The 12471-nt window shown below is 62.3% G+C and carries 10 protein-coding genes; 8 read left to right on the forward strand and 2 right to left on the reverse strand.

The features are described 5' to 3' along the window. Positions 1-18: 18 nt before the first annotated feature. Positions 19-1797 carry an acetolactate synthase 3 large subunit gene (locus PYH37_RS22860; RefSeq protein WP_280733703.1) on the reverse strand — a complete coding sequence of 593 codons (1779 nt, stop codon included), beginning with the start codon at positions 1795-1797 and terminating at the stop codon, positions 19-21. Between the two features lie 329 nt (positions 1798-2126). On the opposite strand from PYH37_RS22860, the gene PYH37_RS22865 reads away from it, so the two are divergent. From PYH37_RS22865 to PYH37_RS22890, 6 genes are all read left to right on the forward strand, one after another. Continuing rightward, positions 2127-2507 carry a rhodanese-like domain-containing protein gene (locus tag PYH37_RS22865; RefSeq protein ID WP_280733704.1) on the forward strand — a complete coding sequence of 127 codons (381 nt, stop codon included), beginning with the start codon at positions 2127-2129 and terminating at the stop codon, positions 2505-2507. 252 nt (positions 2508-2759) lie between these two features. Beyond that, positions 2760-4724, forward strand: a complete 1965-nt coding sequence (locus tag PYH37_RS22870) for an ATP-binding protein (protein WP_280736141.1) — start codon at positions 2760-2762, stop codon at positions 4722-4724. Between the two features lie 311 nt (positions 4725-5035). Further along, the gene (locus PYH37_RS22875) at positions 5036-7171 is read left to right on the forward strand and encodes a gluzincin family metallopeptidase (RefSeq protein WP_280733705.1); all 2136 of its coding nucleotides are present in this window, start codon (positions 5036-5038) and stop codon (positions 7169-7171) included. A 26-nt stretch (positions 7172-7197) separates the two neighbouring features. After that, positions 7198-8739, forward strand: a complete 1542-nt coding sequence (locus PYH37_RS22880; protein ID WP_280733706.1) for an MBL fold metallo-hydrolase — start codon at positions 7198-7200, stop codon at positions 8737-8739. A 99-nt stretch (positions 8740-8838) separates the two neighbouring features. Continuing rightward, complete coding sequence (locus PYH37_RS22885; RefSeq protein WP_280733707.1) at positions 8839-9234, forward strand: VOC family protein; 396 nt, start codon at positions 8839-8841, stop codon at positions 9232-9234. 87 nt (positions 9235-9321) lie between these two features. Next, the gene (locus PYH37_RS22890; RefSeq protein ID WP_280733708.1) at positions 9322-9753 is read left to right on the forward strand and encodes a nuclear transport factor 2 family protein; all 432 of its coding nucleotides are present in this window, start codon (positions 9322-9324) and stop codon (positions 9751-9753) included. A gap of 262 nt (positions 9754-10015) precedes the next feature. Here the strand turns inward: PYH37_RS22890 and miaA are convergent, their stop codons facing one another. Further along, complete coding sequence (gene miaA, locus PYH37_RS22895; RefSeq protein ID WP_280736142.1) at positions 10016-10927, reverse strand: tRNA (adenosine(37)-N6)-dimethylallyltransferase MiaA; 912 nt, start codon at positions 10925-10927, stop codon at positions 10016-10018. Between miaA and serB the strand changes: the two genes are divergently transcribed. Both serB and PYH37_RS22905 read left to right on the forward strand, forming a co-directional pair. Then, on the forward strand, positions 10926-11813 hold the full coding sequence (gene serB / locus PYH37_RS22900; RefSeq protein ID WP_280733709.1) for a phosphoserine phosphatase SerB: 888 nt from the start codon (positions 10926-10928) through the stop codon (positions 11811-11813). The two genes, miaA and serB, sit on opposite strands and share 2 nt — an antisense overlap. Continuing rightward, on the forward strand, positions 11810-12439 hold the full coding sequence (locus PYH37_RS22905) for a GNAT family N-acetyltransferase (RefSeq protein WP_280733710.1): 630 nt from the start codon (positions 11810-11812) through the stop codon (positions 12437-12439). The genes serB and PYH37_RS22905 overlap by 4 nt, the downstream gene beginning before the upstream one ends. Positions 12440-12471 lie beyond the last annotated feature (32 nt).

Here is a 12471-nt window from a genome sequence, read left to right on the forward strand (position 1 = left end):
ATTGTTCCTACCTTTTCATCAAACGAGCTGGCGGCCCTTGGCATCGATCGCGTTGGCGACCGCCTCGTCCGTCGCTTCGTCGGGCAACAGCATTTCGTTATGCGCCTTGCCGGACGGGATCATCGGGAAGCAGTTGGCGAGATTGGCAACGCGGCAATCGAAGATGACCGGCGCCGGCGTGTCGATCATCCGACGGATCGCATCGTCCAGTTCGCCAGGCTTTTCGCAGCGGATGCCGACGCCGCCATAGGCTTCGGCAAGTTTGACGAAATCCGGCATTGCTTCCGTATAGGAATGCGACAGGCGATTGCCGTGGAGAAGCTGCTGCCACTGCCGGACCATGCCCATATACTGGTTGTTCAGGATGAAGATCTTGACCGGCAAACCGTGTTGAACCGCGCAGGACATTTCCTGAATGCACATCTGGATCGAGGCATCACCGGCAATGTCGATGACCAGGCTCTCCGGATGCGCGACCTGGACGCCAATGGCGGCCGGGAAGCCGTAGCCCATCGTACCGAGGCCGCCCGAGGTCATCCAGCGGTTCGGCTGCTCGAAACCGTAGAACTGCGCCGCCCACATCTGGTGCTGGCCGACCTCCGTGGTGATGTAGGTGTCGCGCTCCCTGGTAAGTTCGTAGAGCCGCTGGATCGCATATTGCGGCATGATGACGTCGTCGCTCGGCAAATAGGCGAGCGAATTGCGGCCCCGCCATTTGGCAATATTGGCCCACCAATCGTCAAGACGCGTCTTGTCGACGGTTTTTGCAGCCGCGCGCCACAGGCGAACCATGTCTTCGAGAACGGTCGCGACATCGCCAAGGATCGGAACATCGGCGCGGACGTTCTTGTTGATCGAGGACGGGTCGATATCGATGTGGATCTTCTTCGAGTTCGGCGAGAAGGCGTTGAGCCGACCGGTGATGCGGTCGTCGAAGCGTGCGCCGATGCAGACCATGACGTCGCAGTCATGCATCGCCATATTCGCCTCGTAGGTGCCGTGCATGCCGAGCATGCCGAGCCAGTTCTTGCCCGAGGCCGGATAGGCGCCGAGGCCCATCAGCGTCGAGGTGATCGGAAAGCCCGTGAGTTCGACCAGTTCGCGCAGGAAATGCGAAGCCTGCGGTCCGGAATTGACGACGCCGCCGCCGGAATAGATGACCGGCTGGCGCGCCGCCTTCATCAGTGCGACTGCTTCCTCGATCTTCTTCAAGTCGCCCTGCGTCTTCGGCTGATAGCTCTTTTGGGTCGGAACGGCGGAAGGCGGCGTATAGGTGCCGGTCGCGAACTGGATGTCCTTCGGAACATCGACGACGACCGGGCCGGGACGGCCGGACTGCGCGACGCGGAAGGCCTCATGGATGATGCGCGCGAGGTCGTTGACGTCCTTAACCAGCCAATTGTGCTTGGTGCAGGGCCGCGTGATACCGACCGTGTCGCACTCCTGGAAAGCGTCCGAGCCGATCAGCGCCGTTGGGACCTGGCCGGAGATGCAGACGAGCGGGATCGAGTCCATCAGCGCGTCCTGCAGCGGCGTAACCGCGTTGGTCGCTCCCGGCCCGGAGGTGACGAGCATGACGCCGACCTTGCCGGTGGAGCGGGCATAGCCTTCGGCCATATGGCCGGCGCCCTGTTCATGGCGGACGAGGATGTGCTGTATGTCTTCCTGCTGAAAGATCTCGTCATAGATCGGAAGCACGGCGCCACCCGGATAGCCGAAGATATGCTCGACGCCATTGTCTTTCAGTGCCTGGAGAACGATCTCCGCGCCTGTCATCTGGTTTTCAGTTCCGCTCATTGGCCTGCTTCCGTCCCTTTTCAAGGTTTGGGTGAATAGCTTGTTTGGGGGCATAAAAAAAGGCCCCGTCAGGAGCCTCGTTCAGCGCATGGGTGGCTACCGCCGGATGGTTACACCATCCTGCCCATGCGCCGTCCCACCACAAGAATAACCGCGAAATTTTTCATGGGGCGATTTGATAAACAGAAATCCGTGGCCCGTCAACGCCGATTTGGCAGCGCAACGCCTTCGCTTACCGCTGGAATTTGCCGTTTGGCGCCAGGGCCGTGCGATTCGCCTCCTCTTTGACGGCGTGTTAGAGTTGCAATGTCCATTAGGGGAGATAAAAAATGGCGACAAGCGTGAAAGAGCTGATGGCTGCCGCGAACGCAGCCGTGCCAAAGATTACGCCTGCGGAGGCCCGCAAAATGGCCGCCCAACAGAACGCCCTTATTGTTGATGTCCGCGACACCACCGAACTTCAGGCGACTGGAAAGATAAGCGGCGCCCTCCATGTCCCACGTGGCATGCTGGAGTTCCGCGCGGATTCAGAAACGCCATACCACGACAAGTCCTTCGCGAAGGATCGACCGATCATCCTATACTGCGCATCTGGTGGCCGGTCGGCACTCAGTGGCAAAACCCTTAAGGATCTCGGATACGAGAAGGTATACAATCTCGGAGCCTTCAAGGACTGGACCGAAGCCGGTGGCGAGGTCCAATCCATTTGATACGGTCGACGCTGGCCCGTAAATCGGCGGCAACACGGGCCAGCTTGTCGTGGCGTCTCAATGCGTGGGTTTGATTCAATCGACAATCATCGTAATCCATGAACCAAGGCAAAACACGAGCTACACCACACCCTGCAACCAGTTATTAAGTTCCGTTCGATACCCTGCGGCGCTATTCGCCGAGGTGCTGCGTTGCTCAACAATGAACTTCATTCCGCGAGCCGTGCCGGGGAGCAGGATCGCCGCGACGGCATGAAGCCGGGTAACCGCTTCCTCGGCCGGGTCGTTGCCTGCGGCGGCTCGGGCGCGACCATCGCTGCGGTCGCCGAGCATGGCGAGACCTCGCTCACCGAGCTCTGGTCGGTCGGCCGGCTGATCTCGATCTCCGTCGGGAGAAACCGCGTCGTCGCCCTCGTCCAATCCATGCAGACCGCCTCCAATGAATGGGGCGAGGAGGCGGACAATACCTTCCGCATCGAAGTCGAGCTGATGGGCGAGGTCCATGTCGGCCCGGACGGGCGGGAGGAATTTTCCGCCGGCATCAGCCAATATCCCTATCTCGGCGCCATCGCCCACCGTATCCGCGCCACCGACCTCGCCCGCATCTATGATTCCGGACAGTTGGACAGTTGCGTCATCGGCAAGCTGACCCAGGACGAAAGCCTCGACGCCACCATTCATGTGCCCTCGATGCTCGCCAAGCACTTCGCCATCGTCGGCACGACCGGCGTCGGCAAGTCGACCGCGGTCACGCTGCTCCTGAACAAGGCGATCGCCGCCGATCCGAAGCTGCGCGTCCTGATCCTCGACCCGCACAACGAATTCGCCGCCGCCTTTCCGGACCATGCGGTGGTCATCGAGACGGATACGCTCGACCTGCCCTTCTGGTTCTTCCGCCTGGAAGAACTGGCCGAGGTCATCTTCCGCGGCCGGCCGGCCGTACCGGAGGAAATCGACATTCTGCGCGACGTCATTCCGGATGCGAAGAAGGCCTTCAAGGGCGGCGAATCCGGGCTGATGCGCCGCCAGACCGAGAAGAGCTCTATCACCGCGGATACGCCCGTGCCCTATCGCATCGCCGACCTGCTGGCGATGATCGACGAACGGATCGGCCGGCTGGAAGGCCGCCATGAAAAGCCGCACCTGCGCTCGCTCAAGGTCAGGATCGTGTCCGCGATCAACGACCCGCGTTACCATTTCATGTTCTCCTCGAACACCATCACCGACACGATCCAGGATACGATCGCCCGGATCTTCCGCATTCCCGGCGAAGGCCGGCCGATCGCCACTTTCGAGCTCGCAGGCATTCCCTCGGAAGTCGTCAATTCGGTCGCCTCGGTGCTTTGCCGCATGGCTTTCGAAATAGGCCTCTGGAGCAATGGCGGCATCCATATGCTGGTCGTCTGCGAGGAGGCCCACCGCTACGTGCCCGCCGACCCGGCGCTCGGCTTCCTTCCGACGCGCCAGGCAATCGCCCGCATCGCCAAGGAAGGGCGCAAATACGGAGTGTCGCTCGGCATCATCACCCAGCGCCCCGGCGAACTTGATCCGACGATCCTGTCCCAATGCTCGACCGTCTTCGCCATGCGGCTCGCCAACGACCGGGACCAGGAAATTATCCGCTCGGCCATCTCCAATTCGTCGATTTCGACCACGAGCTTTCTCTCCTCGATCGGCAACGGCGAGGCGATCGCCTTCGGCGAAGCCGTAGCTGTGCCGATGCGCATGCGTTTCACAAGGATCGAGGAGGCACGCCTGCCCCGCGCCCACGGCATCACCGATCGGGTCGACGAGGACGCCCCGCCCACCGTCGATCTCCGCTCGATCGTCAGCCGCATGCGCGCCATGAACGGACCGGACATCTCCAACTTCCAGCAAAGCTACCTGGCTGCGCAGAGTGCCCAGCCGGCCGGCCCTGACGACGGCGGCTGGAGCGAGCCGAACTCCGATGCCGAACCGGCGGAAGCTGCGGGCTTTCAGGAGCCGCCCTTCGAGCCCTATCGTCCCGATATGCTTCCGCGCCCGCTCGAGGCCGTCAATCCGCAACTCGAACGCTTCAACCAGATCCGCGAGCAGATCCTCTCCGGCAAGCCGGAAAGGGAAATCCAGGCACAGCCGAATCCGGATTTCGCGAAGCCCGCCGGCGAGCCGCGCCGCGGGGAATCGCTGCGCGAAAGCCTGCTCAAGCGCCCGCTCGGCAGCCTCATCCGCAAGTAGGGGTACGGACTGCCGAGACGTTCGCTCCCGCGGCCCAGTCATCTCTTGCGCCAAGGCGTGCTCGCGCTCATGGCCTCGGCGCGCTCATTCCTGTGCCTGTCATAGGAATCCAGCCACGGCGCATCCGCGCCGCGAATGACTCCCGTTCGAAACATCATCGCCCGAACGGAACTCCGCTGTGCAATCGTGAGTTGACATTGCCGTCACACAGGCGAATCCTTCCTATTGTAACCTCGAGGAATAGTGAGCAGCGGAGCACGTCGAAGGTGCATCGACCCAGGGACTAGCGGCGACAGATTCGGGAGGAACATATGTCCGTCTTGTCGACCATGCCTCCACGCAAGCTCAGAATTTTTGCCTTCGATCCGAGCATGGGACGGCGCCATCAGACGCTGCCGCTCAACGAGGTGATCGTTGCCATCCCCTGGGAAATGGACAAGCTCGAACCCGGCGTGCCTTTTGTCGGCCCGGTCGGAGAATATGTCGAGGTGATCGATTACGATCCGTCACTCGATCTCGTCTACGCGCCGATCAATCTCCACGATCCACGCCTGCTCGCCGACAACGGTTTGAGGCCGGCCGCGTGGAACCCGCAGTTCCACCAGCAGATGACCTATGCCGTGGCGATGAACACGATCGTCAACTTCGAGAGCGCGCTCGGCCGTGTCGCGCTCTGGGCGCCGCGCGACCACGACGAGGACGGCCGGTGGATCAACCCGCAATATGTGCAGCGCCTGCGCATCTACCCGCATGCGCTGCGCGATGCCAATGCCTATTACAGCCCCGAAAAGAAGGCGCTGCTCTTCGGCTATTTCGAGGCCGGCGAAGGCCAGTCGGGAGCGCCGGCCGGCACCGTCATTTTCACCTGCCTCTCGCATGACATCATCGCCCACGAGACCTCGCACGCCCTGCTTGACGGCATGCATCCCCGCTTCAGCGAGGCGACCAATCCGGACGTGCTCGCACTACATGAGGCCTTCGCCGATATCGTCGCGATCTTTCAGCATTTCTCCTTCGCGGACGTGCTGAAGGACCAGATCGCCCGCACGCGCGGCGATCTCGAGAGCCAGAATCTGCTCGGCCAGCTCGCCCAGGAATTCGGTAAGGTGCTCGGGCGCGGAGCGGCACTGCGCGATGCGCTCGGCGGCGAGAAGGACGGCATCTGGCGCGCCCATGAACCGGATCCGAAGGTGCTGCGCGAAACGCAAGAGGTGCATGCTCGCGGTGCCATTCTGGTCGCCGCCGTCTTCCGGGCGTTTCTGTCGATCTACCGCTCGCGCATTGCCGATCTTCTGCGGATCGCATCGAGCGGCACTGGCATTCTACCCGAAGGGGAACTCCATCCCGATCTTGTGAACCGGCTGGCCCAGGAGGCGTCGAAATCGGCCCGGCATATCCTGCAGATGTGCATTCGTGCGCTCGATTATTGCCCGCCGGTCGACGTCACCTTCGGAGACTATCTGCGCGCCATCATCACGGCCGACCACGATCTCTATCCGGAGGATGAGCACCATTATCGGGTCGCCTTGATGGAGGCCTTTCTCGCCTGGGGCATCGTTCCGCGCGAAATGCCGATCGTCTCCGTCGAGACGTTGCTCTGGCCGACGATGCGCGACGCCGCTGCCGACTACAAGGCCGGCGCTCCCGACCTCGCCGGCCTCAAAAGCGATCTCGGCTATCTGCTCTCCCGCCCGCTGGAGATGATCGACGAGTTGAAGACGCGCGGCGATTTCCACGATCGTGAGGGACAGAAGTTTCTGGACGGTCTGGACCGGACGGCGCGGGAAATCTTCGAGGAAATGAACAAGGCCATGGGCAACCGTCTGCCGGAGAAGGCCAATCGATCGAAACCCTCCCTCCGCGAAATTCTCGCGCGCAACCTTCTCGAACTCGGGCTGGAGGCAGACCGCAAGGTGGAGTGGCTGGCACGCGACCTCTACGGCCGGCTGTTCTGGGGGCTCATCACCGAACCCAAGAATGCTCCCCTTCGGGACATCATCCGCATTCGCACGGATGCCGATGCACCGGCGACGGTCCGGCGCAGCAGGATCGTGACGGGTCCGGCCATCGAGGTCCATAGCGTGCGGATGGCCGCCCGCCGCGGCAACCGCGATCAGATGGAGCGCGAATATGTTGTCGAGCTGACGCAGACCCGCGACGGCTATCTGGACCCGAAAAAGCAGGAGGCGGCGGACAAGGGAAACCCGCCCGGCGGCCCTCATGATTTCTATTTTCGCCGCGGCTGCACGCTGCTGATCGATGCCGATACCTTCGAGATCAGGCGCGTGATTCGGACGGCGGGCGATATTTGCGATGATGCCGAACTGGAGCGCATGCGCGCATTTCTGACGCGACAGGCAAAGACCCGCCAAAATGCCTTTACGGCAAGCGGTGCCAGGCCCGTCCGACCGGAAGTGTTCGCTCATCTCCACCGGCATGGGAGCTAGCTCGAACGTGAGCTGAGGAGACGGCAATGCCCAGAATGCAGGCACCCGAGTCCGGCATAACGGTGCGCATGTACCGCCAGGGCCACGGCGATTGCTTTCTGCTGGCGATGCGCAAGACGGACGGCAGCGCGTTTTACACGCTGATTGATTGCGGTCTCTGGACCAATTCCGAGATCAAGCCGGGCCAGACGATGGACAAGATCATCGCGGACATCGCCGAGGCCACCGGCAACCGACTGGACATCGTACTCGTGACGCACGAGCATATGGACCACGTCAACGGCTTTGCGGAAAAGGATCCCGCAACGCGCAGGCCGTGCTTCGACGCGATCGAGATCGGCGAGCTCTGGCTCTCCTGGACCGAGGATGAGGAGGACGAATTCGCCAACGGCCTTCGCGAGCACTTCCACGACACGCTTCTTGCCCTGATGGGCGCAGACGAGCGGCTGGAGCGCGCCGGGCTCGCCATCGACTCGCCGAAGCGCGCCATGCTGCGTGATCTTCTCTCGTTCGAAACCGGGGAGGACGCCGCCGACGGGCTGCGCGAGCGCCTAAAAGAGATCAGGCGGCGCCATCCGGCGCTGTCGGCACGCGAGCAGGCTGTGCTCGCGATCGAGGGGATCACCAACAAACGGGCGATCAAGTATTTGCGCGACAGGATCGATGGCGATCCCGTCTTCCTGCGGCCTGAGCACGAACCCTATCCGCTGAAGGGCGTCGAAGGTGTCCGTGTCTATGCCCTCGGGCCGCCCCGGGACGCCGAACTGCTGCTTTCGCTCGAACCGCGTGGCGAGGAGGCGTTCGGCCTATCGGCCGATGACCCGACGCGCAGCCTGCTTGCGGCGACCACGGACGATCCGGAAAATTCCGGTCGCAGCTTCGATCCGCGCTTCGGCATCCCCAGAAAGGAGATCGAGAAGGGCCGCGACCGGTTTTTGAAGACGTTCTTTGCCGAGCATTACGGGCCCAAGGGCAAGCGCGGCGCTGCGGAGACCTGGCGACAGATCGACACGGACTGGCTTGCCGGTTCAGAGTCCTTGGCGCTCAGATTGAACAACGAAGTCAACAACACCAGCCTCGTCGTTGCGATAGAGCTGACCGAGACCGGCAAGGTCCTGCTCTTCACCGGCGACGCGCAGCGGGGAAGCTGGATTTCCTGGTCGCCGCTGAAATGGACCGTTGCCGGCAGGCTTGTCACGGCTCGCGAGCTTCTCGGCCGCACCATATTCTACAAGGCCGGCCATCACGGCAGCCACAATGCGACGCTCGACGGCAGCGTCGATGCCGACTACGCCAACATATCCTGGCTGGCGAAGGACGCCTTTAGGAATGATTTCGTCGCCGTCATCCCAGCGAATACGCGCTGGGCGAACGAAAAGAAGGAGTGGGAGCACCCGCGAGCTTCCATCGAGGCCAGGCTGAAACAGAAGGCCCGTGGCCGCGTTTTCCGCAGCGACATCGACCACATTGAAAAGCCCGAGGATGTCAGCGACACCGAGTGGCAGAAATTCAATCGGGTCGAGACCGACCTCTTCTTCGAATACACCATCCCGGATACGCTCGCGTGACGATGCTCTGCGGTTCCTTAAATCGGCTCGGATTCAGCGATAACCATGCAGCCGCCGTTATGCGCCTGAAGAGACGCGTGGTGCTGCAGGAGAGAGATCATGGTGAAGAGCGTCAAACCTTTCCTCATGTTTACCGGCGAGGCCGAAGCGGCCATGAATATCTATCTCTCGCTCTTTCCGAAGGCCGAGATCATCAGCATCGACCGCTACGGCCGAGGAGAAGCAGGCGCCGAGGGCTCCGTCCGGCAGGCGCTTCTCTCGATTGCCGGCGAGACCATCATGTGCATCGACAGTCCGGTGAAGCATGACTTCGGCTTCACGCCCTCCTTCTCTCTCTTCGTCGAGTGCGACAGTGAGGAAGAGCTTGAACGCCTCGCTTCGGCGCTTGCGGAAGGCGGAAAAGAACTTATGCCACGCGGCAATTATGGTTTCAGCCGCGAGTTCGCCTGGGTCAGCGACCGGTACGGCATCTCTTGGCAGCTGAACCTGGCGTAAAGGGCCGCAGATGCCGATCAGTTGACGTCGCGGAACCGGCATCGGCGACAGACGTTTTGATCGGGGGTGTAATTCGGGAAGAGGATCATGGAAGAAACTCTGCGGCGCTTCTTCGAGCGATACGAAAGCATGGCCAATCGGGTGCTTGCCAACGAAATGGACGTCGGCGAGACGACCTTTGCCTTCGCCTCGGAGTTCATCGCCGCTTCGCCCGCCGGCGTCATGGCGGGAAAGAACGACGACAGCCTGAAAGTCTCCATGGCGAAGGGTTATGCCCGCTATCGTGAGATCGGCACGAAGGAACTGAGAATCCGCAAGATCGCGATCACGCCGATCGACGCGCTGCATTTCCTCGTTCGGGTCAACTGGCGCTCGCTCTATGATCTGCAGGACAGGCCCGATCTCACCATCGACTTCGAGGTCCATTATCTCCTTCAGGTCCGCGACGGCGAGCCGAAGATCTTCGGCTGGGTGAGCGGCGATGAAGAGGCGGTGCTGAAAGAGCACGGCATCGGTTGAGTACGCAGAACAACCGACTCCCGCCCTCGCCGTTCGAGTGAAGTATTGCGTCAGTGGCGCGCGCCTGTTCGGCTGCTGTGGGGCAGCGAACCGTCTGCGCGGACAGCGCCGTGCGTCTTTTCAGACGCACAAAGGTCGCTGTAGGACTTTGAATTGCTGCATGTTTTTTTCCTTAAATCGGCTCCGATTTAAGGAAACATGCAGTAGGAGAGCGGCGGGAGCGCAGCGTAGTGGCCATCATGTTGCGTTTTCGCGGTCCCGCCTAAGCGACCGCATCCGGGTTCTCCACGCGTTGCCAGCTTTCGTCGAGTTGGTTACGGAACCAGGTCATCTGGCGCTTGGCATATTGCCGGGTCGCCGCCGCACCGGCGGCGATCATCTCCGCCTCGCTCATCTCACCCTTCAGCATCGCCGCGATCTGCTGGACACCAATCGCCTTCATTACCGGCATGTCGGGCGAGAGATTGAGCGCCAGGAGCGCCCGCACCTCCTCGACCGCGCCGCTTGCGAGCATCGTCTCGAAACGCCGTTCGATGCGGCGGTGCAGCAGAGCGCGCTCCGGCTGGACGACGATTTTCTGCGCGCGCTCCGGATCCACAACTACTGGACCGCGGCTCTCCCGATAAAAACCAATAGGCTTGCCGGTCGCCTCGATCACCTCGAGCGCCCGGACGATCCGCTGCCCGTCGCCGGGCCGCAACTCTGCGGCGGTCTCTGGATCGCGCAAGGCAAGCTCCGCATGGAGCGGTTCGGGGCCCTCCTCCTTCAGCCGTGCGCGCAGGCGATCGCGGATAGCTGACGGAATCTCCGGCATGTTCGAAAGGCCTCCCGTCAGCGCCTTGAAATAAAGGCCGGTGCCGCCGACGAAGACCGGCAAACGCCCCTCTTCGCGCAATCTCGTCACGACGGCCTCCGCCTCTCGCAGCCATGCCCCGGTGGAATAGGGTGCTCCCGCCGGCACATGGCCGAAGAGCAGGTGCTCGATGCCGCCCATCTCCGCTTCATCCGGCCGGGCGGTCAGGACCTTCAGCGTGTCGTAAACCTGCATGCTGTCGGCATTGATCACCACGCCGCCGTGCTTCCGCGCCAACTTCACCGCGAGTGCGGACTTGCCGCTCGCGGTCGGCCCGGTTATCAGGATCGCGTCCATATCTTTTTCAAGGTTTCGCATCATGGCTTTCGTTGCCACGCTTATCGCCAATCCGTCAAATCCTGTCCTGACGCCAGCATTGGCGGAGGCGGCAGCGGCGGCCGTGAAGGCGTCCGGGCTCTACTGGCTGGCGGATGGGATTGCCTGCGACATCGCGCTCACGGAAGGCACCGATCCGGGCGCCGCCGAGGCGCGGCTGCGCGCCGAAGTGGACGGCGCCGCCATCGATGTCGCCGTGCAGGACGCCGAGAGCCGTCGCAAGAAGTTCCTGATCGCCGACATGGACTCGACCATGATCGGCCAGGAATGTATCGACGAGCTCGCCGCGGAAGTGGGCCTCAAGGAGAAGGTCGCGGCGATCACCGCGCGCGCAATGAATGGCGAGATCGCCTTCGAGCCGGCATTGGTCGAACGCGTCGCGCTGTTGAAGGGCCTGCCCGCGGCGGTTATCGACGAAGTGATCGCCAAGCGCATCACTTTGACGCCCGGCGGCCTCGTACTGATCGCTACGATGAAGGCGAAGGGCCACTACACGGCGCTCGTTTCCGGCGGCTTCACGGTGTTCACCAATCCGATCGCCGCAAGGCTCGGCTTTCACGAGAACCGCGCCAACATACTGATCGAAGAGGGCGGAATGCTGACCGGCGAAGTCGTGAGGCCGATCCTCGGCAAGCAGGCCAAGGTCGATGCGCTTATCGACATCTCCGAACGGCTTGGCATCTCGACGGCCGACACGATCGCGGTCGGCGACGGCGCCAACGATCTCGGCATGCTGCAGCTTGCCGGCAGTGGCGTGGCGCTGCACGCCAAGCCTGTCGTCGCCGAGCAGGCAAAGATCCGGATTGATCATGGCGACCTGACCGCCGTCCTGTACCTCCAGGGTTATCGCAAGACGGATTTCGTCACATGATCATTCGCGAAACCGGCAGGCTGCGCATCCGCGGCTGGAAGCACGGCGACCGCGATCTCTTTGCCGAGATCAACAGCGATCCGGAGGTGATGGAGTTCTTTCCGTTTCGCCGCAGCCGCGCCGAGGCCGATGCACTGCTTGATCGCATCGGCCGCGGCATCAGCGAAACCGGCCTTGGTTTCTTTGCCCTTGCTCTCAAAGACACCGACGCACCGATCGGCTTCTGTGGCCTCGCCCACACCGATCTCGAACCGCATCTGCCCGATGGCACCGTCGAGATCGGCTGGCGTCTCGCCGTGCCCTACTGGGGCAAGGGTTACGTGACAGAGGCGGCGCTGACGCTTCTCGATTACGGCTTCACGGAACGGAAGCTTTGCGAAATCATCTCTTTCGCCGTCCCGGCAAACACCCGCTCCACAGCGGTGATGAAGCGCATCGGCATGCGGCCGGACCCCGCCCGCGACTTCGACCACCCGCGCGTGCCCGACGCCCACCCGCACCTGAAACGCCACGTGCTCTATGCAATGACTGCTGACGAGTGGAAGCGTCAGAGGGCGAAGCAAGATTTCTCACGCCGCGGACACGGCGCGTCGGCGCCGCGAAGTGACTCTACGGTCTTTGAATGACTCGCCGCCGTTCCCCACAAGTCGGCTCTGGC

Source organism: Sinorhizobium numidicum (assembly GCF_029892045.1).
In the GTDB taxonomy this organism is placed as follows: Bacteria; Pseudomonadota; Alphaproteobacteria; order Rhizobiales; family Rhizobiaceae; genus Sinorhizobium; species Sinorhizobium numidicum.